This is a genomic window from Streptomyces sp. NPDC101181, assembly GCF_044767975.1.
In the GTDB taxonomy this organism is placed as follows: Bacteria; Actinomycetota; Actinomycetes; order Streptomycetales; family Streptomycetaceae; genus Streptomyces.
Window position 1 is genome coordinate 391,273 of the sequence record NZ_JBIWOX010000001.1, and the last position, 24,465, is coordinate 415,737.

The window sequence follows — 24,465 nt, forward strand, 5'->3', positions numbered from 1 at the left end:
CCGTTCCCCTCCAGCCTCCCGGCCGCCGGGCGCGGATACGTCGTCGGCGGTGACGAAAAGCGACTGCATCCTTCGATGTACTGACGGATCGGTCCGCGAAGGGAGGTCCGGGGGCGGCGGTGCGTGTTGGATGGAGGGGTGCTCACCTCGATCCGTCCCGACCGCGACGCGGTGGCCCTCGCCGTCTCCGGCCTGCTCGGGGGGCTGCTCCTGTGGTGGCTGGGCCTCCACACCCAGGGCGGCCGCTCGCCCCTCGCGCCCTGGGTCACCCTCGTCCCGCTGACCGCCATGGCCGGGGCCGAGCTGCTGCGCCGCGCCGCCCCGCGCACGGCGCTGGCGATCGGCACGCTCGCGCTGGTGGCGGACCAGTTCACCTGGGGCAGCCTCGCCACGGTCCTGATGTTCACGGACGTCCTGTACGCGGCCGTGCTGTACGGCCCCCCGGCCGCCGCCCGCCGCCTCCCGGTGGCCACCCTCCTGATCACCGTCGCGTCGACGATCGGATTCCTGGCGTGGTTCCGCGAACCCGAGGCGCTGCTGATCGGCCTGGTCGTCGGGCTGGTCTCCTTCGTCCCGGCCCTCACCGGGGTGAGCGTCCGCAGCCACCGCGCCGCCGCCGACAGCGCCCGGCTGGCCGCCGCCCAGACCGCGCGGCTGGCCGAGATGGACCGCACGCAGGCGGTGATCGCCGAACGGGCCCGCATGGCGCGGGAGTTGCACGACATGGTCGCCAACCACCTCTCGGCCGTGGCGATCCACTCGACAGCGGCGCTGTCCATCGACGACCCGGAGACCTCGCGCAGCGCCCTGAAGGTGATCCGGGAGAACAGTGTCGAGGGGCTGGCGGAGATGCGCCGGCTGATCGGACTGCTGCGCGCGGGCGGCGAGGACGAACCCCCCGCGGCGGCCCCGACGCTCGCGGCAGTGGACACCCTGATCCGGCAGACGAACGTCAACGGGGCGTCCGCCGGGCTCGTCTGCACCCTGGAGGACGACCGGGGCCCGGAGCCGCGGGCGCTGCCGACGCCGGTGGAGCTGGCGGCCTACCGGATCGCGCAGGAGTCCCTCACCAACGCCCTCAAGCACGCGGCGCCGGGTCCGGTGGTGGTGCGTCTGGGCCGGGCCGGAGAGCTGCTGACGGTCGAGGTGACCAGTGTGTACGGGGAGCGGCCCGGACCCACGGCACCCGGTTCGGGCGCCGGGATCGTCGGGATGCGGGAGCGGGTGGCGCTGCTCGGCGGGACGTTCGAGGCACGGGCGGAACAGGGCGGCAGGGACGCGAAGGTCTGGCGGGTGCGGGCCGAACTGCCGCTGAACGAAAGGGAGATGCGGGAATGACGATCCGGGTGCTGGTCGCGGAGGACCAGTCGGCGGTGCGCGCGGGGCTGGTCCTCATCCTCTCCAGCGCGCCGGACATCGAGGTCGTCGGGGAGGCCGGGGACGGTGAGACGGCGGTCCGTCTGGCGCGTGAACTGCGGCCGGATCTCGTCCTGATGGATGTGCAGATGCCCCGGCTCGACGGAGTCTCGGCGACCCGGCAGGTGGTCGCGGAGGAGCTGGCGGACGTCCTGGTCCTGACCACGTTCGACCTCGACGAGTACGTCTTCGGGGCGCTGCGGGCCGGGGCCTCGGGCTTCCTGCTGAAGAACACCGACGCCCGCGACCTGCTGACGGCGGTGCGGACGGTGGCGCGCGGCGAAGGGCTGATCGCCCCGGCCGTGACCCGCCGGCTGATCGCGGAGTTCGCCGGGGCCGCGCCGGTACGCGACAGGGCGGCGGACCCAGCGGTCCTGGAGGCGCTCACCCGCCGGGAGCGGGAGGTGCTGGGGTGCCTGGGCGAGGGGCTGTCGAACGCGGAGATCGCGGTGCGGCTGTCGATGGCGGAGGCCACGGTGAAGACCCACGTCAGTCGGCTGCTGGGGAAGCTGGAGCTGCGCAGCCGGGTCCAGGCGGCCGTTCTGGCACAGGAGTTGGGGGTCTGAGCCGGTAACCGATCTTTGGTCCAGACCTCTTGACGGTTGGTCCAGACCTTTCTACTGTCACCGAACACACACTGCGGTGAGTACGAGAGCACCCGTACTCAGGGCGGCGCAGGGTTTGCAGTCCACGAATCATCTCCGTTTGCTGGACCTCACCCGAGGAGCTCCGTTGAGCACTGAAACTCCCCCACGCCGTGCCCGGTTCAGATGGATTCCCCTGCGCAGCGGCAGGTCCAGGGTCATCGCGGGGCTGACCGCGCTGGCCGTGCCGTTCGCCGCGATGGTGGGTCTCGCCACCCCGGCCGCGGCAGCCGCCTCGGCGACCGCCACGTACACCAAGAAGTCCGACTGGGGCAGCGGCTTCGAGGGCCAGTGGACGGTGAAGAACACCGGCACCACCGCGCTCTCCTCCTGGACCGTCGAGTGGGACTTCCCCGCGAGCACCAAGGTCACCTCCGCCTGGGACGCCACCGTCACCAGCTCAGGCAACCGCTGGACCGCCAAGAACCTCGGCTGGAACGGCTCCATAGCGCCCGGCGCCAGCGTCAGCTTCGGCTTCAACGGCTCGGGCTCCGGCTCCCCGTCGGGCTGCAAGCTGAACGGCGCAGCCTGTGACGGCTCGACCGTCCCCGGCGACAACCCGCCCTCCGCCCCCGGCAAGCCCACCGCCAGCGACATCACCAACACCTCGGTGAAGCTGAGCTGGTCCGCCGCCACCGACGACAAGGGCGTCAAGAACTACGACGTACTGCGCGGCGGTACGAAGGTCGCCACGGTCACCGGCACCACGTACACCAACACCGGCCTGACCGCGGGCACCGACTACTCCTACACCGTGGTCGCCCGGGACACCGCCGACCAGACCGGCCCGGCCTCCGCGGCGACCGCGGTGCGCACCACCGGCGGAGGCGGCGGCGAGCCGCCCGTCGGCGACAGGGTCAACCTGGGCTACTTCACCAACTGGGGCACCTACGGGCGCAACTACCACGTCAAGAACCTGGTGACGTCCGGCTCCGCGGCGAAGATCACGCACATCAACTACGCCTTCGGCAACGTGCAGAACGGCAAGTGCACCATCGGTGACTCCTACGCCGACTACGAGCGCGCCTACACCGCCGACCAGGCCGTCGACGGCAAGGCCGACACCTGGGACCAGCCGCTGCGCGGCAACTTCAACCAGTTGCGCAAGCTGAAGGCGCAGTACCCGCACATCAAGATCCTCTGGTCCTTCGGCGGCTGGACCTGGTCCGGCGGCTTCGGCCAGGCCGTCCAGAACCCCGCCGCCTTCGCCCAGTCCTGCTACGACCTGGTCGAGGACCCGCGCTGGGCCGACGTCTTCGACGGCATCGACCTGGACTGGGAGTACCCCAACGCCTGCGGTCTGACCTGCGACACCAGCGGCCCGGCCGCCATCAAGACCATGGCCGACGCCATGCGGGCCAAGTTCGGCTCCAAGAACCTGGTCACCGCCGCCATCACCGCCGACGGTTCCAGCGGCGGCAAGATCGACGCCGCCGACTACGGGGGCGCGGCCCAGTCCTTCGACTGGTACAACGTGATGACGTACGACTTCTTCGGCGCCTGGGCGGCGCAGGGTCCGACGGCCCCGCACTCCCCGCTGACCTCGTACACCGGCATCCCGCAGCAGGGCTTCACCTCCGCCGACGCCATCGCCAAGCTCAAGGCGAAGGGCGTCCCGGCCAAGAAGCTGCTCCTGGGCATCGGCTTCTACGGCCGCGGCTGGACCGGCGTCACCCAGTCCGCCCCCGGCGGCACGGCGACCGGCGCGGCCCCGGGCACTTACGAGGCGGGCATCGAGGACTACAAGGTCCTGAAGAACACCTGCCCGGCGAACGGCACCATCGCCGGCACCGCGTACGCCCACTGCGGCACCAACTGGTGGAGCTACGACACCCCGGCCACCATCGGCTCGAAGATGACCTGGGCGAAGAACCAGGGCCTGGGAGGCGCGTTCTCCTGGGAGTTCTCCGGTGACACCACCAACGGCGAACTCGTGACCGCGATCGCAAGCGGTCTCAAGTGATCCCCACACCGTAGCGCGAGGCAGCACGAGAAGCACGACCCCGGAAAAAGCGCCGGGGAGACGGGTCCGCCCCCCGTCTCCCCGGTTTTCCGCTGCGTACGGCGGTGCGTACTAGCCCACTACGCCACGTTCACCCTCTGGCCGGGCGGCGCCGCCTCCAGCCAGGCCAGGAAACCGGTCAGGGCGTCCTCGCTCATCGCCAGCTCCAGGCGCGTCCCCCGGTGGAGACAGCCGAGCACGACGGAGTCGGACAGGAGCGCCAGCTCCTCCTCCCCCTCCGGCATCCGGCGGGCGGTCACCTCGATAGCGGAACGCTCCAGGCCCCGGCGGGGGCGTGGAGCGTAGGAGAAGACCCGGAACCAGTCGACGCGGTCCCCGCTGTAGCGGGCGACCCCGTACACCCAGCCTTTGCCCAGGGAGCCGGGCTCATCGGACACGTCCCAGCGCAGACTGCAGTCGAAGGTACCGCCGGACCGCTGGATCAGCCGTCGGCGCAGACCGAAGACGAACAGTCCCACCAGGACCAGCACGATGACGGACACGCCCACCCACAACGCGAGGACCATCTCCACCGACCTCCTCGCATCGTCGAGTAACGAACACCGTCATGCACCTGCATCGCCTCAGCCGCGACACGGCTGGATCGCTCCAGCGCGGGCCGCGGCTGAGTAAAAACATCGGTCGGCGGGGGTGCTAGCGCACCGCCACCGCACGCAGCCGGATCTCGGCACGCCGCTCGGCGGCGCTGTCCGTCTCGGACTTCGCACGCTCCAGCGCACGCTCGGCGCGCTGGACATCGATCTCGTCCGCCAGCTCGACGATCTCGGCCAGCAGCGACAGCTTGTCGTCCGCGAACGAGATGAAACCACCGTGCACGGCGGCGATGACAGTGCCGCCCTCGCTCGTGCGGATCGTCACCGGGCCCGACTCCAGCACACCGAGAAGCGGCTGGTGACCGGGCATGATGCCGATGTCGCCGGACGTGGTGCGCGCCACGACCAGCGTGGCCTCGCCGGACCAGACGCTGCGGTCCGCGGCGACCAGCTCGACATGCAGCTCAGCAGCCAAGGAGACTCCTCGGGTCACCACCCGGCCGTCCGGCCGGGTGTCGGTTCAATTCTACGGGGCGTGGAGAGGGGGGCGGGACACACCCCACCCCCCTCGGTGAGCCGGAGGCTCAGGAGACGCCGAGCTCCTTGGCCTTGGCCTTGAGGTCGTCCAGGCCACCGCACATGAAGAACGCCTGCTCGGGGAAGTGGTCGTACTCCCCGTCGCAGATCGCGTTGAACGCGGCGATCGACTCGTCGAGCGGCACGTCCGAACCGTCCAGGCCGGTGAACTGCTTGGCGGCGTGGGTGTTCTGCGACAGGAAGCGCTCGACGCGACGGGCACGGTGGACGACGAGCTTGTCCTCCTCGCCCAGCTCGTCGATGCCGAGGATCGCGATGATGTCCTGGAGGTCCTTGTACTTCTGGAGGATCCCCTTGACGCGGCTGGCCGCGGCGTAGTGGTCCTGCGAGATGTAGCGCGGGTCCAGGATGCGGGACGTGGAGTCCAGCGGGTCCACGGCCGGGTAGATGCCCTTCTCCGAGATCGGACGGGAGAGCACCGTCGTCGCGTCGAGGTGGGCGAACGTGGTGGCCGGGGCCGGGTCGGTCAGGTCGTCCGCGGGGACGTAGATCGCCTGCATCGAGGTGATCGAGTGACCACGCGTCGAGGTGATGCGCTCCTGGAGCACACCCATCTCGTCGGCCAGGGTCGGCTGGTAGCCCACCGCGGACGGCATACGGCCGAGCAGCGTGGAGACCTCGGAACCGGCCTGCGTGAAGCGGAAGATGTTGTCGATGAAGAGCAGCACGTCCTGCTTCTGCACATCGCGGAAGTACTCCGCCATGGTCAGGGCGGACAGGGCCACGCGCAGACGCGTCCCCGGCGGCTCGTCCATCTGGCCGAAGACGAGCGCGGTCTTGTCCAGCACGCCCGACTCGGTCATCTCGTCGATGAGGTCGTTGCCCTCACGGGTGCGCTCACCGACACCGGCGAACACCGACACACCGTCGTGCAGCTTCGCCACACGCATGATCATTTCCTGGATGAGGACCGTCTTGCCGACGCCCGCACCACCGAACAGACCGATCTTGCCGCCCTTGACGTACGGGGTCAGCAGGTCGACGACCTTCAGGCCGGTCTCGAACATCTCGGTCTTCGACTCGAGCTGGTCGAAGGCCGGGGCCTTGCGGTGGATCGGCCAGCGCTCGGTGATCTGCGCCTCGGCCTCCGGCTCGTTCAGGATCTGACCGAGGGTGTTGAACACCTTGCCCTTGGTCACGTCGCCGACCGGGACGGTGATGCCCGTGCCCGTGTCGGTCACCGGGGCCTGACGGATCAGGCCGTCGGTGGGCTGCATCGAGATCGCGCGGACCACGCCGTCACCCAGGTGCTGGGCGACTTCGAGGGTCAGCGTCTTGCGGGCGCCGGCCTCGGCCGGGTCGGCCACCTCGACGTGAAGGGCGTTGTAGATGTCGGGCATCGCGTCGACGGGGAACTCCACGTCGACGACCGGGCCGATGACCCGGGCGACGCGGCCCGTGGCAGCGGCCGTCTCAACTGTCGTCGTCATTACTTGTCACTCCCCGCGGTCGCGTCGGCCAGGGCACTGGCACCGCCGACGATCTCGCTGATTTCCTGGGTGATTTCGGCCTGGCGGGCCGCGTTGGCAAGCCGGGAGAGGCTCTTGATGAGATCCCCGGCGTTGTCGGTCGCCGACTTCATCGCGCGGCGGCGGGCGGCGTGCTCGGAAGCGGCCGCCTGGAGCAGTGCGTTGTAGATCCGGCTCTCGACGTAGCGCGGCAGAAGGGCGTCCAGGACGTCCTCGGCCGACGGCTCGAAGTCGAACAGCGGGAGGATCTCACCCTTGCGGGTGCTCTCCTCGGCGACCTCGTCGAGCGAAAGCGGCAGCATCCGGTCGTCGATCGCGTTCTGCGTCATCATCGACACGAACTCCGTGAAGACGATGTGCAGTTCGTCGACGCCGCCCTCGGCCGTCTCCTTCTGGATGGCCTCGATCAACGGGGCGGCGACGCGCTTGGCATCGGAGTACGCCGGGTTGTCGGTGAAGCCGGTCCAGGAGTCCTCGACCTTGCGCTCGCGGAAGCCGTAGTACGCGACACCCTTGCGGCCGACGATGTACGTGTCGACCTCCTTGCCCTCGGAGGCAAGGCGCTCCCGCAGCCGCTCCGCGGCCTTGATGGCGTTGGAGGAGTAGCCCCCGGCCAGACCGCGGTCGCTCGTGACGAGCAGGACCGCGGCCCGGGTCGGGGACTCGACCTCGGTGGTGAGCGGGTGCTTGGCGTTGGAGCCGGTCGCCACCGCGGTCACCGCGCGGGTGAGCTCGGTCGCGTACGGCATCGACGCCGCCACCTTGCGCTGCGCCTTGACGATGCGCGAGGCGGCGATCATCTCCATCGCCTTGGTGATCTTCTTGGTCGCGGTGACGGCTTGGATGCGGCGCTTGTAAACGCGAAGCTGAGCGCCCATCGATCAGCCCTCGCCCAGGAGCTTGCCGTCCGAGGTCTCGAACTGCTGCTTGAAGGAGGCGATCGCGTCGGCGACCGACTGCAGCGTGTCGTCGGACATCTTGCCGCCCTCGGCGATGCTGGTCAGCAGGTCCTTGCGCTCGCGGCGCAGGAACTCCAGCAGCTCGGACTCGAAGCGGCGGATGTCCTCGACCGGGACGTCGTCCATCTTGCCCGTGGTGCCGGCCCAGACCGAGACGACCTGCTCCTCCATCGGGAACGGGGCGTACTGCGGCTGCTTCAGCAGCTCGACCATGCGCTTACCGCGCTCCAGCGAGGCCTTCGAGGCCGCGTCCAGGTCGGAACCGAAGGCGGCGAACGCCTCCAGCTCACGGAACTGGGCGAGGTCCACGCGGAGCCGGCCGGAGACCTGCTTCATGGCCTTGTGCTGGGCGGAGCCACCGACTCGGGAGACCGAGATACCGACGTTGAGCGCCGGACGCTGACCCGCGTTGAACAGGTCGGACTCCAGGAAGCACTGGCCGTCGGTGATGGAGATGACGTTGGTCGGGATGAACGCCGACACGTCGTTCGCCTTGGTCTCGACGATCGGGAGGCCCGTCATCGAACCGGCGCCCATCTCGTCGGAGAGCTTGGCGCAGCGCTCCAGCAGACGCGAGTGCAGGTAGAAGACGTCACCCGGGTAGGCCTCACGGCCCGGCGGGCGGCGCAGCAGCAGGGACACGGCGCGGTAGGCGTCGGCCTGCTTCGAGAGGTCGTCGAAGATGATCAGGACGTGCTTGCCCTGGTACATCCAGTGCTGGCCGATGGCCGAACCGGTGTACGGCGCCAGGTACTTGAAGCCGGCCGGGTCGGACGCCGGGGCGGCGACGATGGTCGTGTACTCCAGCGCACCGGCCTCTTCGAGCGCACCACGCACGGAGGCGATGGTGGAACCCTTCTGACCGATGGCGACGTAGATGCAGCGGACCTGCTTGTTCACGTCGCCCGAGCGCCAGTTGTCGCGCTGGTTGATGATCGTGTCGACGGCCAGGGCGGTCTTGCCCGTCTGACGGTCGCCGATGATCAGCTGACGCTGGCCGCGGCCGATCGGCACCATGGCGTCGACGGCCTTGTAGCCGGTCTGCATCGGCTCGTGCACCGACTTGCGGACCATGACGCCAGGGGCCTGCAGCTCGAGGGCGCGACGGCTGTCGGTCTCGATCTCGCCGAGACCGTCGATCGGGTTGCCGAGCGGGTCGACGACACGGCCGAGGTATCCCTCGCCGACGCCGACGGAGAGCACCTCACCGGTGCGCTGCACCGGCTGGCCCTCCTCGATACCGCTGAACTCGCCGAGGACGATGGCACCGATCTCGCGCTCCTCGAGGTTGAGGGCGAGACCGAGGGTTCCGTCCTCGAACTTCAGCAGCTCGTTCGCCATGGCGGAGGGCAGACCCTCCACCTTCGCGATGCCGTCGCCGGCAACGCTGACCGTACCGACCTCCTCGCGCGAGGCCGCGTCCGGCTGGTACGACTGGACAAAGTTCTCCAGTGCGTCCCGGATCTCCTCCGGCCGGATCGTGAGCTCCGCCATCTGGGTTCCCTGCTCTCCTTGTTGGGCCCGAAGTTTCTTAAGGGGGTCTGGGGGCCGACCCCCAGGAATCTTCTGCAGTTTCTGCACGGCCCAACCGGGCCGCTGGTCTTGCTTGTTCTTCCGCGCCGCGCTGTGTCAGCCGGCGATGCGACGGGTCGCCTCGTCGAGACGGTCCGCGACGGTGCCGTTGATGACCTCGTCGCCGACCCGCACCGAGACCCCGCCGAGGACCTCGGGGTCCACGTCCAGGTTCAGGTGCATCTCACGGCCGTAGAGCTTCGCCAGGGCGGCGCCGAGGCGCTGCTTCTGCCGGTCGCTGAGCGGCACCGCCGAGGTGACGACGGCGACCATGCGGTCCCGGCGCTCCGCGGCGAGCTTGGACAGCGAGTCCAGCCCTGCTTCCAGGCTACGTCCACGCGGCTGGGTGACGAGGCGCAGGACGATCCGCTCGGTGACCGGCCGCGCCCTGCCGCCGAGCAGGCCGCGCAGCAGCTCGCCCTTGGCGGACGCCGTGGCCGTACGGCTGGTGAGCGCGGACCGCAGCTCCTGGTCGGAGCCGACGATCCGGCCGAACCGGAACAGCTCGTCCTCGACGTCGTCCAGGACGCCGCCGCGCTGGGCGGCGGTGAGGTCGGCGGTGTTCGCCAGCTCCTCGACCGCGTCCACCAGGTCACGGGACTGCGACCAGCGGGACCGGACGAGACCGGAGACCAGGTCCACGGTCTCGCCGCCGACCTGCCCGCCGAGCAGGCGCGCGGCCAGCTCGGCCTTGCTCTCGCCGCTCTGGGCCGGGTCGGTGAGGACCCGGCGCAGCGATACTTCGCGGTCGAGCAGCGCGGTGACCGAAGCCAGCTCGTCGGCGAGCTTCGCCGCGTCGACCGACGTGTTGTCGGTCAGCGCGTCGAGACGCTCACGTGCGGCAGCCAGTGCCTCGCGGCTCGCGCCGTTCATCGGGCGGCCTCGGCCTTCGCCTCGAGCTCGTCGAGGAAACGGTCGACGGTGCCGCTCTGCCGGGCGTGGTCCTGGAGGGACTCGCCGACGAGCTTGCCGGCCAGGTCGGTGGCGAGCTTGCCCACGTCCTGACGCAGCGCGGAGGCCGCGGACTTGCGGTCGGCCTCGATCTGGGCGTGGCCGGCGGCGATGATCTCCTCGCGCTGCCGCTGACCTTCCGCCTTCATCTCCTGGATGATGACGGCGCCCTGCTCCTGCGCCTCCTGGCGCAGACGAGCGGCCTCGTGACGGGCCTCGGCGAGCTGAGCCTTGTACTGCTCAAGAACGCTCTGGGCCTCGGTCTGAGCCGCTTCGGCCTTCTCGATGCCACCCTCGATCGCCTCGCGGCGCTCTTCCAGGGTCTTGTTGATCACCGGAAGCAGCTTCTTCGAGAAGACGAAGAAGACGATGCCGAAGCAGATCAAGCCGATGACGATCTCGGGCCACACCGGGAGCAGAGGGCTCTGCGCTTCCTCAGCTGCCAGGTACATCATGGTGGACCTTTCGTCGAATGGAGCTACAGGCACAACGTCACTTGACGATGAACGGGACGACGAAGCCGATCAGGGCGAGGGCCTCGACGACGGCGAAGCCGAGCAGCATGTTCTGACGGATGAGGCCGGCAGCCTCGGGCTGGCGGGCGATGGCCTGCACACCGTTACCGAAGATGATGCCGATGCCGATACCGGGGCCGATCGCGGCGAGGCCGTAGCCGATGGTGCCGACGTTGCCGTTCACGGCCGCGAGGGTCTCGAAAGCAGCAGACATGTCCGTGGTTCCTTCTCTTTGTGGGACCGGTGGAAAGTGTCTTCGCACCGGGCGTCTGGGGTGGGTGAGGGCTCAAGCCGGGGGGCTTGGCTGGTCCTCAGTGGGCTTCTTCGAGCGCCTGGGAGAGGTACGTGGCGGTCAGCACGGTGAACACGTAGGCCTGGAGGGCCTGGATGAACATCTCGAACACGGTGATGACCAGCGTCATGACGAACGACGCGGAGGCGTAGACCGTGCCCAGGACGGTGCCGAGCATGTACCAGGTGGCGATCGTGAAGATCAGGATCAGGATGTGGCCCGCGAACATGTTCGCGAAGAGTCGCACCGCCAGCGTGAACGGCCGGACGAAGACGTTGGAGATGAACTCCAGCGGCGTCAGCAGTACGTAGATCGGCTTGGGCAGACCGCTCGGCACGCAGAGGTTGCGGATGCCCCCGACGAATCCGTTCGACCGGAACGTCACCGTCATGTACGTCACCCAGACCACGAGGGCCAGGCCGACCGGGTAGGCGATGACGGAGCTGACCGGGAACTGGGCGAGCGGGATGAGCGCCCAGAGGTTCAGGATCCAGACGAAGAAGAACAGGGAGACCAGCAGCGGGACGAAGGGCTCGCCCTTCTTGCCGATGACCTCCTTGGCGATGCCGCGGTGGACGAAGTCGTACAGCGCCTCGGCGACCATCTGGAGCTTGCCGGGAACGACCTTCGGCTTCGAGAAGCCCGCCCAGAAGAAGGCCAGGATCGCGAAGGTTCCGATGATCGCGAGCAGCATGGGCTTGTTGAACTCGACAGGCCCGATGGTGAAGAGCGGCTCGAAGATGAACGACCACACGCTGGGAGCCTGGAATCCGCATCCCTGGAACAAGTGGCAGTCAGTCTCGAAAGCGAGCGTCTGGGCGTCAGTCACCAAGAGCTCCTTCTGCATGGCGCATGGATGCGGCTACCTCGTTGTGTCGGAGCGGCGGGTGGCCGCAGGTCGGCACCGGACTGGTTCTTACGGTGAGGAGGCGGCGGCCGGGCCCGAAGCCTCGCGATGAATCAGACGACCGCCCTGTTGCCCGCGCTCGCACTACCGCAACCGAGACCGGACGATAGCAGCACGTCGAACACGGCTTTATCCCGGCCCTACTCGCCACGATCTCCCCCCGCTCCACCCGGCCGGTCGTGGGTGCCGGCGTCGGGATCGACGTAAGGGGTCTTGCTCCGCGCGTGCAGCACGGCCTGCGTGGTGATCCACGCGATCACGGCTGCGACCAGCGAGAGGGCGAAGACCTGGAGGTCGAAGAGGGTGGTGTTCCGGATGCTCAGGATGAAGATGAGCAGGAGCACGAGCTGGGCCGAGTAGATCATCAGCCCCATGCCCTGGAACAGGTGGGGCATGGTCTTGCCGACCCAGTTGAGCGCGAGCAGTCCGAGCGCCATGAAGACGATCACGACCACGCAGCCGACCGCGGCACCGATCGCCCCCTCGCCGCCCGCGACGAGGCCGCCGACGAGCGTGGCGACGGCTCCCACCGCGGCGGTGGGGGTGGCGATGCGCAGTACTTCGCGCATGTCGGACTGCATGGCGGCGGCTCCACAGGGCTGGGAGAGGAATGAGGCGTCGTCATGGACGAGCGTAGGCCCGGTCCGCGAGGCGGAGTTCCGGGCCGATGGACCGTCTCATCAGGGTCCTTCGGCTCCGTCACCGGGTTTCGTGAACGGTATCACAAACTATTTGATGAGGTCTTTACCTAGAAAGTGTGCCACCTGTCACACATGAGGGTTAGCTCGCGCGTGTGTGCGCGACAAGGCGGCGCGATGTCTGGTATTGCACCGCGAGTTCCGAATCGTCAGCGCCTGGAGTCGATGGACCGGCGCTCGGGAAAACGCGATCGAGCGCCGATCGCTGTCGCGCCGTTGACGCCGGACACCCCGACCGCCACCGGGGCCCGTTCGGCCTCCTCCTCGCCCATCTGAGGCTCGTCCGCGCCCTGTTGGGCCCCGGAGGGCACGAGCGGCCGCTCCTCCCCGTACGCGGGAACCGGAGGCTCCTGCTCCTCCGTGCGGCGATAGCGCGGGGGGACGAAGCGGTTGGCCCAGCGCGGGGTCCGCGGGGTGAAGCGCGGCATCAGCAGCAGGATCAGACCGATCGCGCTCGCGCCGACGATCACGAAGATGATCCACATCGAGGCCGAGTGCACCGAGTAGCCGACGGTGCCGAAGGCGATGAGCGCCGACCAGAAGTACATGATCAGCACGGCCCGGCTGTGCGAGTGGCCCACTTCCAGCAGCCGGTGGTGGAGGTGGCCCCGGTCGGCGGCGAACGGGGACTGGCCGTTCCAGGTGCGCCGGACGATGGCGAGGATCAGGTCGGCGGCCGGGATCGCGATGATCGTCAGCGGCAGCACCAGCGGGATGAAGACCGGGAACATCGCGTGGGTGGCCCCGCGTTCACTGCCCTCGAAGAAGATCTTCAGGTTGTCCGGGTCGACCTGGCCCGTGATCGAGATCGCGCCCGCGGCCAGCACCAGGCCGATCAGCATCGAGCCGGAGTCGCCCATGAAGATCCGCGCCGGGTGCATGTTGTGCGGCAGGAAGCCCAGGCACATGCCCATCAGGATCGCCGCGAAGAGCGTCGCGGGGGCCGCCGCCTCGATCCCGTACCCCATCCACAGGCGGTAGGCGTAGAGGAAGAACGCCGTCGAGGCGATGCACACCATGCCCGCGGCGAGCCCGTCGAGGCCGTCCACGAAGTTGACCGCGTTGATCGTGATCACGACCAGCGCCACGGTCAGCAGCGTGCCCTGCCACTGGGTGAGGGCCACCGTGCCCACGCCCGGGATCGGCAGCCACAGGATCGTGAGCCCCTGGATGACCATGACGGCGGCGGCGATCATCTGGCCGCCGAGCTTGATCAGCGCGTCGATCTCGAACTTGTCGTCGAGCACGCCGATCAGCCAGATCAGGGCGGCGCCGGAGAGCAGCGCCCGGGGCTCGTTGGACAGCTCGAAGACGCCGTTCAGGTTGAAGAGGTGGTCGGCGACGATCAGTCCCGCGCACAGCCCGCCGAACATCGCGATGCCGCCGAGCCGCGGGGTCGGCTCCCGGTGCACGTCGCGTGCGCGGATCGCGGGCATCGCCCCGATCGCGATGGCGAACTTACGCACCGGTCCGGTCAGCAGATAAGTCACCGCTGCCGTGACACAGAGCGTCAGCAGGTAATCACGCACAGGCTGCCCCACAGAGTTCGCCGGCCATCCAGAACCCTCACCCTAGTCTCACGAGCAAGGACTCAACGGTACGGGTGATGGTTGCACAGCCCCCGGCCGCCCCGGATACGGCGGATGCGGGCGGATGGCGCGGGGCGTTGGGAGAGGTGGCCGGCACGGCGGGCTCCGGACCCGGGGAGCGGTGGCGGCGGGAGTCGCCGGTGTCCACCCTGCGGCCCGGGACGGGGGGGCGGGCCCCTGTCGCGGGGGCCGTGCACCGGGGGGGCGCGCCGGTGCTCAGTGCGGGGCGCGGACGCCGGTGAGCGCCGTGACGACCGGGTCGAGCGCCTGGTTGATCTCGTCGCCGATGGAGCGGAAGAAGGTGATGGGGGCGCCGTAGGGGTCGTAGACCTCGTCCGCCTCGGCGGTCGGGGCCAGCAGCCAGCCGCGCAGCGCGGCGGCGGCGCGGACCAGGGCGCGGGCGCGTTCGACAACGCCCTCGTCGCGCGGGTCGGGCAGGGTGGCGGGGTCTATGGCCCGCACCAGCCGGGTGAACTCCTTGAGCGTGAAGGTCCGCAGACCCGCGGAGTGACCCATGGAGATGACCTGGGCGCGATGGTCGCGGGTGGCGGTGAGGACCAGGTCGGCGCGGATGACGTGCTCGTCCAGCAGTTCCCGGCCGACGAAGCCGCTGGCGTCCGCGCCGAAGTCGGCGAGGACCACCTCGGCGTTGGCCTCCATCGGGGCGCCCTCGTGGCCCCAGGTGCCCGCGCTCTCCACGATCAGGCCGCCGCTGAGCGGGTCACCGAGGCGGTCGGTGAGGGCATGGCGGGTCAGCCGCTCGGTGATGGGCGAGCGGCAGACGTTGCCGGTGCTGACGTGGAGAATGCGGAAGGTATCGGTTTGCCCCGCTATGCCACGCCCCTCGGGGGCGGTCAATTGGCCACCTCGAGGTCGGGGACCACCTTGCGCAGCTCCTCGGCGGAGACCGCGCCGGCCCGCAGCAGCACGGGGACGCCGCCGGTGACGTCGACGATCGAGGACGGCACGATGCCCGGCGTCGGGCCGCCGTCGAGGTAGACGGAGACGGAGTCGCCGAGCATGCCCTGGGCGGCGTCGCAGTCCTCGGGCGAGGGGTGTCCGGTGAGGTTGGCGCTGGAGACGGCCATCGGGCCGACCTCGGTCAGCAGCTCGATGGCGACGGGGTGCAGCGGCATCCGGATGGCGACGGTCCCCCGGGTGTCGCCGAGGTCCCACTGGAGGGAGGGCTGGTGCTTGGCGACCAGGGTGAGCGCGCCGGGCCAGAAGGCGTCCACGAGTTCCCAGGCCTGCTCGGAGAAGTCGGTGACCAGCCCGTGCAGCGTGTTCGGGGAGCCGATGAGCACGGGGGTGGGCATGTTGCGGCCCCGCCCCTTGGCGTCCAGCAGGTCGTTGACGGCCTCGGAGGAGAAGGCGTCGGCCCCGATCCCGTACACGGTGTCGGTGGGCAGCACGACCAGTTCACCGCGGCGGACGGCGGATGCCGCCTCGCGCAGGCCCGTGGCCCGGTCGGTGGCGTCGTTGCAGTCGTATCGCCGTGCCATCAGCCGGCCTCCTCAAGCGTGTACGGATACGGGTGGTGGCGCCGGGGGCGGGTCACGGCATGGCCTTGCGGGCGGTGGCGAACCGGGGGCGCTTGTTCAGGTCGGGGTGGTCGGCCGCGTCGGCCCAGCCCCGTTCCTCGGTGAAGATCCACGGCACCTGGCCGCCCTGGGTGTCGGCGTGCTCGATGACGACGAGGCCGCCGGGGCGGAGCAGCCGGTGGGCGGTGCGTTCGATGCCGCGGATCGTGTCGAGGCCGTCCTCGCCGGAGAACAGGGCCATCTCCGGGTCGTGGTCGCGGGCTTCGGGGGCGACGTACTCCCACTCGGTGAGCGGGATGTACGGCGGGTTGGAGATCACCAGGTCGACCTGGCCGTCGAGTTCGGGCAGCGCGCTCAGGGCGTCTCCCTTGTGGACGGTGACCCGGGATCCCTCGGCGTTCTTCCGGGTCCACCTCAGGGCGTCCTCGGACAGCTCCACGGCGTGCACCCGGGAGCGCGGGACCTCCTGGGCCATGGCCAGCGCGATGGCGCCGGAGCCGGTGCACAGGTCGACCACGACGGGCTCCACGACATCCATCGCGCGGACGGCGTCTATGGCCCAGCCGACCACGGACTCGGTCTCCGGCCGGGGCACGAAGACACCGGGGCCGACCTGGAGTTCCAGGTAGCGGAAGAAGGCGCGGCCGGTGATGTGCTGGAGGGGTTCGCGGGCCTCGCGGCGGGCGATGGTCTCCCAGTAGCGGGCGTCGAAGTCCCCGTCGGGCACCTGATGCAGCTCGCCCCGCTTCACCCCGTGGACGAAGGCCGCGAGTTCCTCGGCGTCGAATCGCGGTGAGGGGACACCGGCGTCGGCCAGCCGCTGGGTGGCCTGGGCCACCTCGGCGAGCAGCAGGTTCATCGCGGTTCTCCGTACGGGTTACGGGGTGTGCGGGCGGGGCGGTTACGCGTTGGCGAGCTTGGCGGCGGAGTCGGCGTCGACGCAGGCCTGGATCACCGCGTCCAGGTCGCCGTCGAGGACCTGGTCCAAGTTGTACGCCTTGAAGCCGACGCGGTGGTCCGAGATCCGGTTTTCCGGGAAGTTGTACGTCCGGATCTTCTCGGAGCGGTCGACCGTGCGCACCTGGCTGCGGCGCACGTCGGAGGCCTCCTGCTCGGCGGCCTCCTGGGCGGCGGCCAGCAGCCGGGAGCGCAGGATGCGCATGGCCTGCTCCTTGTTCTGGAGCTGGCTCTTCTCGTTCTGGCAGGAGGCGACGACGCCGGTCGGCAGGTGCGTGATGCGGACGGCGGAGTCGGTCGTGTTGACGGACTGGCCGCCGGGTCCGGAAGAGCGGTAGACGTCGATCCGCAGGTCGTTGGCGTGGATCTCGACGTCGACCTCCTCGGCCTCGGGGGTGACGAGCACGCCCGCGGCGGAGGTGTGGATGCGGCCCTGGGACTCGGTGGAGGGCACGCGCTGCACGCGGTGCACGCCGCCCTCGTACTTCATCCGGGCCCAGACGCCCTGGCCGGGCTCGGTGGCGCCGTTGCCGCCCTTGGTCTTGACGGCGACCTGGACGTCCTTGTAGCCGCCGAGTTCGGATTCGGTGGAGTCGATGATCTCGGTCTTCCAGCCGACGCGCTCGGCGTAGCGCAGATACATGCGCAGCAGGTCACCGGCGAACAGGGCGGACTCGTCGCCGCCCGCGCCCGCCTTGATCTCCAGGAGCACGTCCTTGTCGTCGCTGGGGTCGCGCGGGACCAGCAGGAGGCGGAGCTTCTCCGTGATCTCCTCGCGCTGCCTCTCCAGCTCCTTGACCTCGGCGGCGAAGTCGGGGTCGTCCGCGGCGAACTCGCGGGCGGTCTCGATGTCGTCGCCGGTCTGCTTCCAGCTGCGGTACGTGGCGACGATCGGGGTCAGCTCCGCGTAGCGCTTGTTCAGCTTGCGCGCGTTGGCCTGGTCGGCGTGGACCGACGGGTCGGCGAGCTTCTTCTCAAGACCGGTGTGCTCACCGATCAGTTCCTCGACCGCCTCGAACATGCGGGGGCTCCTGGTGGGTTTACGTCTACGGGCCTGCTGGACGGCGTCCGGCCGGTTCGGGGCGGCGGGGCGGGCCCTGGACGACCCGACCGGAAAAAACGCCGGTTCCGGCGCCCCGTGAGAGGGGCGCCAGGAACCGGCGCAGTGGCTCGCTACTTGCTGGCGGAGCCGGCAGCCTTGCCGAAGCGGGCCTCGAAGCGGGCCACGCGGCCGCCGGTGTCGAGGATCTTCTGCTTGCCCGTGTAGAACGGGTGGCACGCGGAGCAGACGTCGGCACGGATGGTGCCGCTGTCGATGGTGCTCCGGGTGGTGAACGAGGCACCGCAGGTGCAGCTGACCTGCGTCTCGACGTACTCGGGGTGGATGTCGCGCTTCAAGGTGTCTCCTAGTTTCGGGAGGGCTCCGGGTCGGTCTCGCGGATTGCGGGGCCGTGAACCGGGGCCGACGTACCAGTCTGCCAGGACTGTTCGTATCTCCCAAAACCGGGGGCGGGCCTCAGGTATTCCCCGCCGCTCCCCCGCGCGCCCGCGTACGCTGCGTGACCGCGCGTGCGCTACTCCACGACCTTCCCGGCGTCGCCCTTGTCCCCGGCCGACTTCGCGGTGGCGGATGCGGGGATCGGCCGGTCGTGCTGGAGCGCCGCCCAGACCTGCTTTCCGGCCTTCTCCTGCGGGAGGACCCGGTTGGGGTCGGCGGGGTCGTACTCCACCGGCAGGGTCACCATGTGCACGTTGTCGGAGCCGAGCCCCTTGAGACCGTTCGCGAACTCGCTGAGCTTCCTGACCGACCCGAGGCCGGAGTCGGTGGTGACGGCCTTGGTGGCGGCGTCGGCGAGCCCGTAGAGCTTCTGCGGGCTGGAGAACACCCCGACGCTCTTCGCCTGGGTCATCAGCGCCTTGATGAAGGCCTGCTGGAGCTGGATGCGGCCCAGGTCGCTGCCGTCGCCGACGCTCTTGCGGGTACGGACGAGGCCGAGGGACTCCTCGCCGTCGAGGGTGTGGGTGCCGGGATCGAGGTGCAGGTGGCTCTTGGAGTCGTCGATCGCGGTCCTCGTGGTGATCTCGACGCCGCCGAGTTCGTCGATGAGCTTCTTGAAGCCGGTGAAGTCAACCTCGACGTAGTGGTCCATGCGGATGCCGGACATCGACTCGACGGTCTTCACCGCGCAGGCGGGCCCGCCGACCTCGTAGGCGGTGTTGAACATGGCCCGGTGTTCGGCCGGGACCTGCTCGCCGCCGGTGTCGCTCTCGCAGACGGGCCGTTCGATCAGGGTGTCGCGCGGTATCGAGACGACGCTCGCGGACCGGTGTCCCTTGTCGACGTGCACGACCATCGCGCTGTCCGAGCGGGCCCCGCCCTCGTCGGCGCCGTACTCCCCGTTGGCACCGGAGCGCGAGTCGGAGCCCAGCACCAGGATGTCCTGGGAGCCGTCGTCCACGTTGGCGGGGCGGTCGGTGCCCAGCTTGGCGTCGATGTCGACGCTGGAGAGGTTGCCGTCGAGCTTCATGTACGCGTACCCGAGCCCGGCGCCGCCGACGACCACGATCCCCGCCACCGACCAGGCCGCGACGACCTTGGCCCGGTGCCGGCGGGAGCGCTGCTTCCGACGGCTGCCGGTGCCGCGTATGCGGCCCGTGCTCCTGCTCTGCTCGCTCACACGTCTCCCTCGTCGCTCCTGCTGCTCCGCTGCCCCCTGCCGTGGTGGTCCACGTGGCCGGCCTCATCGGTGAGGACGGCCGAAGCACCACGAAGGGTTGCACACAGGGCTGTGGCCCCCGTCGGAGGACGGGGGCCACAGCCCTGCTGGTGCCGGCGGGCGATCAGTCGCTCACCTGGGGTTTCAGCCGACGGTGTAGTAGCTGTTCCAGCCGCTGCCGAGCTTGACCTGTGTGGCGAAGATCTCCGCGTCGGCCTTGCCGGTGCCCGCACCCGGGGCGCCTAAGGGGGCACGGCGATCCGTCGGGCGGGAACCGGCCGTACGACGGAAAGGCTCCGCCCCGTCACCGGAGTAACGGGGCGGATTCACGGGGCGGTTGACGAAACCGCCGAGGGGCCGCGTCAGTCGTTGCCGTTTCCGCTGCCCGGCGTCGTCTTCTGGATCTGGAGCAGGAACTCCGCGTTGGACTGGGTCTTCTTCATCCGGTCCAGGAGGAGCTCGATGGCCTGCTGCTGGTCGAGTGCGTGCAGCACCCGGCGCAGCTTCCAGACGACCGCCAGCTCGTCGGTGCCGAGCAGGATCTCCTCCTTGCGGGTGGAGGACGCGTCGACGTCCACCGCCGGGAAGATGCGCTTGTCCGAGAGCTTCCGGTCGAGCTTGAGCTCCATGTTGCCGGTGCCCTTGAACTCCTCGAAGATCACCTCGTCCATGCGCGAGCCGGTCTCGACGAGCGCGGTGGCCAGAATGGTCAGCGAGCCGCCGTCCTCGATGTTGCGCGCGGCGCCGAAGAAGCGCTTCGGGGGGTAGAGCGCGGTCGAGTCGACACCACCGGACAGGATGCGGCCGGAGGCCGGTGCCGCGAGGTTGTACGCGCGGCCCAGGCGGGTGATCGAGTCGAGCAGGACGACCACGTCGTGGCCCAGCTCCACGAGGCGCTTGGCGCGCTCGATGGCCAGCTCGGCGACGGTGGTGTGGTCCTCGGCGGGGCGGTCGAAGGTCGAGGAGATGACCTCGCCCTTCACCGACCGCTGCATGTCGGTGACCTCCTCCGGACGCTCGTCGACCAGGACGACCATCAGGTGGCACTCGGGGCTGTTGACCGTGATCGCGTTGGCGATCGACTGGAGGATCATGGTCTTGCCGGTCTTCGGCGGGGCCACGATCAGCCCGCGCTGGCCCTTGCCGATCGGGGCGACCAGGTCGATGATCCGCGTGGTCAGGATGTTGGAGTCGGTCTCCAGACGGAGCCGGTCCTGCGGGTAGAGCGGGGTCAGCTTCTGGAACTCGGGGCGGCCGCGGCCGGACTCCGGCGCCATGCCGTTGACCGAGTCGAGACGGACCAGCGCGTTGAACTTCTCGCGCCGCTCGCCGTCCTTGGGCTGACGCACCGCGCCGGTGACGTGGTCGCCCTTGCGCAGGCCGTTCTTGCGGACCTGGGCGAGCGAGACGTACACGTCGTTCGGGCCCGGGAGGTAGCCGGAGGTCCGGATGAACGCGTAGTTGTCGAGGATGTCCAGGATGCCCGCGACGGGGATCAGGACGTCGTCGTCGGCCACCTGCACGTCCCCGGCGAAGTCGTCGCGGCCGCGGCGGCCCCGGCGGTCGCGGTAGCGGCCGCGGCGGCCGCGGCGGCCGCCCGCCTCGTCGTCGAAGTCGTCCTGCGGACCGTTGTCGCGGTTCTGCTGGCCCTGGCCCTGGCGCTGCTGGCGCTGCTGTCCGCCGCCGCCCTGCTGCTGGCCCTGGTCGTCGCCCTTGCCGCGCCGGTCGCGCTGGCGCTCGCGGCGGCCCTCGCGGTCGCCGCGGTCCCGGCCCTGGCGGTCGCCGCGGCGGCCCTCGGCGTTGTCGGCGGCGGCCTCGGCCTTGGCGTCGCCCTTGGGCTCGCCGCGGTCCTCGGTCTTCTGCTCGGCCGACGGCTCCGCCTTGGCCTTGCCCTCGGCCTTCGCCTCGGTCTTGGTGTCGGGGCTGCCCGCCTGCGCGGTGGCGCGGCGGCGACGGCGCTCGCCCGCGGGCTGGTCGTCGCTGGCCGGCTGACCGGGGATGTCGATCTGCTGCTGGGCCGAGGACTGGTCGGCGGGGGCGGCAGCGGCGCTCTCGTCCCCGGTGCGCGCCTTGGAGGTCGCGCGGCGCTTCGGCTTGCTCTCCGCCTCGGCGGGGGCCTCTGCGGCCTTGGGGGCGGCGGATCCGCCACCCGCCTGCGCCTCCTTGATGACCTCGATCAGCTGGCTCTTGCGCATCCGCGCGGTACCCCTGATGCCGAGGCCGGACGCGACCTGCTGCAGCTCGGCCAGGACCATGCCCTCAAGGCCGGTGCCGGAGCGGCGGCGCCGTGCGGTGGTGCCAGTGGCAGCACCTTCGGCGGGCGCGGCGCTGTCGACGTTCTTGTCGGCAGTGACGCCCATCAGATCGGTGGTGTCGCTCACGAAGGGTCCTTCCCTGGAGCGGACGTCGGCCTTCTGGCTCGGCGACCGGTTGTGCTGTCCGACTGCGGTCTGTTGATCTTGCTGGATCGCGGACCTTGCCGGGGCGATGGTCCGCCGGGTACGGCGGAGAGACGAAACGTGCGGGGTCCGGCGCGAGATCCCCCTGCTCGGCCCACTCCTGGACGAGCGAGGGGTGTCGTGCCGGTTCCGGAGCGTGCTCGAAACTGCTCAGGCAGGCTGCTCAGGCAGTTGGGGAGGCTCCCGGAAGAATGGTGGTCCCGGAAGGGGACACGAAGCAACGCGCCTTGAAGACGTCGGTTGCAGACTTGAGGTTAACACTACCGGCTCCAACAAACATTCCCCCTCTCGCTCACCGGTAATCACATGCGGTTATGCGGCCAGCGGCAGCACACTGGCGCCCGGCGCGTCGAGGGCCAGCCGGTTGGCCGCCCAGCCCTCCCCCGCCAGACGGGCGACCTTGTCGGCCGATCCCTCCTCCGTCAGCGCGAGGACCGTGGGTCCCGCGCCGGAGATCACCGCGGGCACTCCGTCGGCGCGCAGCCGGCCGACCAGTTCCACGCTCTCCGGCATGGCGGGGCCCCGGTACTCCTGATGGATCCGGTCCTCGGTGGCGGCGAGGAGCAGTTCCGGGCGCCGGGTCAGGGCCTCGACGAGCAGGGCCGCCCGGCCCGCGTTCAGAGCCGCGTCGACGTGCGGAACCGTGCGCGGGAGCAGGCCGCGGGCCGTCTCGGTGAGCACCGGCCGGCCGGGCACGAAAACCACCGGAACGACGGAATCGGCGGGGTCCATCCTGATCGCGCGGGCCGCTCCGCCCTCCATCCAGGCGAGGGTGAATCCGCCGAGCAGACAGGCCGCGACGTTGTCGGGGTGCCCCTCGATCTCGGTGGCCAGTTCCAGCAGGGCCGCGTCGTCGAGGCGGGCGTCGCCGCCCGTGGTCACCGCGCGGGCGGCGACGATTCCGGCGCAGATGGCGGCGGAGGAGGAGCCGAGACCGCGGCCGTGCGGAATGCGGTTGGCGCAGACGATCTCCAGGCCGCGGGGCTGCCCGCCGAGCAGGTCGAACGCGGTGCGCAGGGAGCGTACGAGCAGGTGGCTCTCGTCGCGGGGCAGCGTGTCGCCGCCCTCACCCGCGATGTCGATGTGCAGCCCGGAGTCGGCGACCCGGACGACGACGTCGTCGTACAGCCCGAGCGAGAGGCCCAGGGAGTCGAACCCCGGGCCCAGGTTGGCGCTGGTTGCGGGGACGCGCACCCTGACGGCGGCGGCTCGGAACGCGGGACCGGCCATCGGTCGGACGACTCCTTGTCAGGCGGGGAGGCGGTACGGGTGGTTCTGCGGCGGGGGTGTGCTGCGGGGATGGGTGTGCGGAGGTGCGCACCGGGCCGTACGGGGATCCGGTGGACCGACCCGTACGCGCCGTACGACGGCGGCCGCACCGCAGCGGACCGTCGGGCGGATGTCGGGCGGATGAGGACAGCTTATCGAAGGAAGGTTCTGTCGCGACATAGGGCGCACAGGAGGCGCACGATGCGTGTCGCCCGCCTCCTCTGCGCTCTCCGCCCCGGAAGGCGGGCGGTTGAGCTGGGTTGTCCCGGTCGGCCGGGACGGTCAGAGAAGTCCCAGCTTCCGCGCGGCGGTGGCCGCGTCGACCGGGACGGTGACCGGCTGCGGCGCGCCCGCGACGGCCCAGTCGGGGTCCTTGAGGCCGTTGCCGGTGACCGTACAGACGACGCGCTGGCCGGGGTCGACCTTGCCCTCGTCGGCGGCCTTGAGCAGACCGGCGACCGATGCGGCCGAGGCGGGCTCCACGAAGACGCCCTCCTGGGAGGCCAACAGGCGGTAGGCGGACAGGATCTGTCGGTCCGTCACCTCATCGATGAAGCCGCCCGACTCGTCGCGCGCGGCGAGCGCGTAGTCCCAGGAGGCCGGGTTGCCGATGCGGATCGCGGTGGCGACGGTGGAGGGGTCCTTGACGATCTCGCCGCGCACGATGGGCGCGGAGCCGGAGGCCTGGAAGCCCCACATGCGGGGGGCGTGGGTGGCGACGCCGTCGCCGGCGTACTCGGCGTACCCCTTCCAGTACGCGGTGATGTTGCCCGCGTTGCCGACCGGCAGGACGTGGATGTCGGGGGCGTCGCCGAGCGCGTCGACGATCTCGAAGGCGGCGGTCTTCTGGCCCTCGATGCGGACCGGGTTGACCGAATTGACCAGCGCCACCGGGTAGTTGTCGGAGAGCGCGCGGGCCAGGGTCAGGCAGTCGTCGAAGTTGCCGTCGACCTGGAGGATCTTCGCGCCGTGGACGAGGGCCTGCCCCATCTTGCCGAGCGCGATCTTGCCCTGCGGTACGAGGACGGCGCAGACCATTCCCGCGCGGACCGCGTACGCGGCGGCCGAGGCCGAGGTGTTGCCGGTGGAGGCGCAGATGACCGCCTGGGCGCCCTCCTCCTTGGCGCGGGTGATGGCCATGGTCATGCCGCGGTCCTTGAAGGAACCGGTGGGGTTGGCGCCCTCGACCTTGAGGTGCACCTCGCAGCCCGTGCGCTCGGAGAGGACCTGCGCCGGGACGAGCGGCGTACCACCCTCACGGAGCGTGACGACCGGCGTCGACGCCGTGACCGGGAGGCGGTCCCGGTACTCCTCGATGATGCCGCGCCACTGGTGGGTGCCCTGGGTGGTCATGGGT

At 70.1% G+C, this 24,465-nt stretch carries 24 protein-coding genes; 3 read left to right on the plus strand and 21 right to left on the minus strand.

The window, feature by feature from the left end:
* Nucleotides 1–138: 138 nt before the first annotated feature.
* The 3 genes from ACIRRU_RS01660 to ACIRRU_RS01670 all read left to right on the plus strand — a co-directional run bounded on the left by ACIRRU_RS01660 (nucleotide 139) and on the right by ACIRRU_RS01670 (nucleotide 4,023).
* The gene (locus tag ACIRRU_RS01660) at nucleotides 139–1,338 is read left to right on the plus strand and encodes a sensor histidine kinase (protein WP_403674800.1); all 1,200 of its coding nucleotides are present in this window, start codon (nucleotides 139–141) and stop codon (nucleotides 1,336–1,338) included.
* Nucleotides 1,335–1,982 (plus strand): response regulator, encoded by a 648-nt coding sequence (locus ACIRRU_RS01665; RefSeq protein ID WP_403674803.1) that lies wholly within the window; start codon nucleotides 1,335–1,337, stop codon nucleotides 1,980–1,982. Before ACIRRU_RS01660 ends, ACIRRU_RS01665 begins: the two co-directional genes overlap by 4 nt.
* A gap of 166 nt (nucleotides 1,983–2,148) precedes the next feature.
* Nucleotides 2,149–4,023 (plus strand): glycosyl hydrolase family 18 protein, encoded by a 1,875-nt coding sequence (locus tag ACIRRU_RS01670; protein WP_403674805.1) that lies wholly within the window; start codon nucleotides 2,149–2,151, stop codon nucleotides 4,021–4,023.
* 119 nt (nucleotides 4,024–4,142) lie between these two features.
* Here ACIRRU_RS01670 and ACIRRU_RS01675 read toward each other — a convergent pair whose 3' ends face one another.
* From ACIRRU_RS01675 to thrC, 21 genes are all read right to left on the minus strand, one after another.
* On the minus strand, nucleotides 4,143–4,589 hold the full coding sequence (locus tag ACIRRU_RS01675; protein WP_363201039.1) for a DUF2550 domain-containing protein: 447 nt from the start codon (nucleotides 4,587–4,589) through the stop codon (nucleotides 4,143–4,145).
* A 127-nt stretch (nucleotides 4,590–4,716) separates the two neighbouring features.
* A complete protein-coding gene (locus ACIRRU_RS01680; protein WP_363200832.1) occupies nucleotides 4,717–5,091 on the minus strand; it encodes a F0F1 ATP synthase subunit epsilon in 375 nt (124 codons plus the stop codon).
* Nucleotides 5,092–5,200: 109 nt separating this feature from the next.
* Nucleotides 5,201–6,643, minus strand: coding sequence for a F0F1 ATP synthase subunit beta (gene atpD, locus ACIRRU_RS01685; RefSeq protein ID WP_363200833.1), 1,443 nt, complete (start codon nucleotides 6,641–6,643; stop codon nucleotides 5,201–5,203).
* Nucleotides 6,643–7,560 carry a F0F1 ATP synthase subunit gamma gene (locus ACIRRU_RS01690; protein WP_363200834.1) on the minus strand — a complete coding sequence of 306 codons (918 nt, stop codon included), beginning with the start codon at nucleotides 7,558–7,560 and terminating at the stop codon, nucleotides 6,643–6,645. Before ACIRRU_RS01690 ends, atpD begins: the two co-directional genes overlap by 1 nt.
* 3 nt (nucleotides 7,561–7,563) lie before the next feature.
* The gene (atpA, locus tag ACIRRU_RS01695; RefSeq protein WP_363200835.1) at nucleotides 7,564–9,135 is read right to left on the minus strand and encodes a F0F1 ATP synthase subunit alpha; all 1,572 of its coding nucleotides are present in this window, start codon (nucleotides 9,133–9,135) and stop codon (nucleotides 7,564–7,566) included.
* Between the two features lie 135 nt (nucleotides 9,136–9,270).
* Nucleotides 9,271–10,086 carry a F0F1 ATP synthase subunit delta gene (locus tag ACIRRU_RS01700; RefSeq protein ID WP_363200837.1) on the minus strand — a complete coding sequence of 272 codons (816 nt, stop codon included), beginning with the start codon at nucleotides 10,084–10,086 and terminating at the stop codon, nucleotides 9,271–9,273.
* Nucleotides 10,083–10,619, minus strand: coding sequence for a F0F1 ATP synthase subunit B (locus ACIRRU_RS01705; RefSeq protein ID WP_363200838.1), 537 nt, complete (start codon nucleotides 10,617–10,619; stop codon nucleotides 10,083–10,085). Before ACIRRU_RS01705 ends, ACIRRU_RS01700 begins: the two co-directional genes overlap by 4 nt.
* Before the next feature lie 37 nt (nucleotides 10,620–10,656).
* On the minus strand, nucleotides 10,657–10,893 hold the full coding sequence (gene atpE, locus ACIRRU_RS01710; protein WP_003966254.1) for an ATP synthase F0 subunit C: 237 nt from the start codon (nucleotides 10,891–10,893) through the stop codon (nucleotides 10,657–10,659).
* A gap of 97 nt (nucleotides 10,894–10,990) precedes the next feature.
* On the minus strand, nucleotides 10,991–11,818 hold the full coding sequence (atpB, locus tag ACIRRU_RS01715) for a F0F1 ATP synthase subunit A (protein ID WP_363200839.1): 828 nt from the start codon (nucleotides 11,816–11,818) through the stop codon (nucleotides 10,991–10,993).
* 200 nt (nucleotides 11,819–12,018) lie between these two features.
* Nucleotides 12,019–12,459 carry a hypothetical protein gene (locus ACIRRU_RS01720; protein WP_403674812.1) on the minus strand — a complete coding sequence of 147 codons (441 nt, stop codon included), beginning with the start codon at nucleotides 12,457–12,459 and terminating at the stop codon, nucleotides 12,019–12,021.
* 266 nt (nucleotides 12,460–12,725) lie between these two features.
* Nucleotides 12,726–14,117 carry an MraY family glycosyltransferase gene (locus ACIRRU_RS01725; protein WP_403674814.1) on the minus strand — a complete coding sequence of 464 codons (1,392 nt, stop codon included), beginning with the start codon at nucleotides 14,115–14,117 and terminating at the stop codon, nucleotides 12,726–12,728.
* 264 nt (nucleotides 14,118–14,381) lie between these two features.
* Nucleotides 14,382–15,023 carry a protein-tyrosine-phosphatase gene (locus ACIRRU_RS01730; protein WP_403674817.1) on the minus strand — a complete coding sequence of 214 codons (642 nt, stop codon included), beginning with the start codon at nucleotides 15,021–15,023 and terminating at the stop codon, nucleotides 14,382–14,384.
* On the minus strand, nucleotides 15,020–15,667 hold the full coding sequence (locus ACIRRU_RS01735) for an L-threonylcarbamoyladenylate synthase (RefSeq protein WP_363200843.1): 648 nt from the start codon (nucleotides 15,665–15,667) through the stop codon (nucleotides 15,020–15,022). The genes ACIRRU_RS01730 and ACIRRU_RS01735 overlap by 4 nt, the downstream gene beginning before the upstream one ends.
* Nucleotides 15,668–15,719: 52 nt before the next feature.
* Nucleotides 15,720–16,565 (minus strand): peptide chain release factor N(5)-glutamine methyltransferase, encoded by an 846-nt coding sequence (gene prmC, locus ACIRRU_RS01740; RefSeq protein WP_363200844.1) that lies wholly within the window; start codon nucleotides 16,563–16,565, stop codon nucleotides 15,720–15,722.
* 42 nt (nucleotides 16,566–16,607) lie between these two features.
* Nucleotides 16,608–17,684 (minus strand): peptide chain release factor 1, encoded by a 1,077-nt coding sequence (gene prfA, locus ACIRRU_RS01745; protein WP_403674821.1) that lies wholly within the window; start codon nucleotides 17,682–17,684, stop codon nucleotides 16,608–16,610.
* Between the two features lie 152 nt (nucleotides 17,685–17,836).
* On the minus strand, nucleotides 17,837–18,061 hold the full coding sequence (gene rpmE / locus ACIRRU_RS01750; protein WP_363200846.1) for a 50S ribosomal protein L31: 225 nt from the start codon (nucleotides 18,059–18,061) through the stop codon (nucleotides 17,837–17,839).
* 176 nt (nucleotides 18,062–18,237) lie between these two features.
* Nucleotides 18,238–19,341: an LCP family protein gene (locus ACIRRU_RS01755; protein ID WP_403674824.1), complete on the minus strand. Its 1,104-nt coding sequence runs from the start codon at nucleotides 19,339–19,341 to the stop codon at nucleotides 18,238–18,240.
* A 183-nt stretch (nucleotides 19,342–19,524) separates the two neighbouring features.
* Complete coding sequence (locus ACIRRU_RS01760; RefSeq protein WP_403674827.1) at nucleotides 19,525–19,710, minus strand: hypothetical protein; 186 nt, start codon at nucleotides 19,708–19,710, stop codon at nucleotides 19,525–19,527.
* A 32-nt stretch (nucleotides 19,711–19,742) separates the two neighbouring features.
* Nucleotides 19,743–21,761 carry a transcription termination factor Rho gene (gene rho / locus ACIRRU_RS01765; RefSeq protein ID WP_403674830.1) on the minus strand — a complete coding sequence of 673 codons (2,019 nt, stop codon included), beginning with the start codon at nucleotides 21,759–21,761 and terminating at the stop codon, nucleotides 19,743–19,745.
* A gap of 390 nt (nucleotides 21,762–22,151) precedes the next feature.
* Nucleotides 22,152–23,069, minus strand: a complete 918-nt coding sequence (gene thrB, locus ACIRRU_RS01770) for a homoserine kinase (RefSeq protein ID WP_403674833.1) — start codon at nucleotides 23,067–23,069, stop codon at nucleotides 22,152–22,154.
* Nucleotides 23,070–23,390: 321 nt separating this feature from the next.
* Nucleotides 23,391–24,461, minus strand: a complete 1,071-nt coding sequence (gene thrC, locus ACIRRU_RS01775; RefSeq protein ID WP_403674836.1) for a threonine synthase — start codon at nucleotides 24,459–24,461, stop codon at nucleotides 23,391–23,393.
* Between the last annotated feature and the right edge of the window lie 4 nt (nucleotides 24,462–24,465).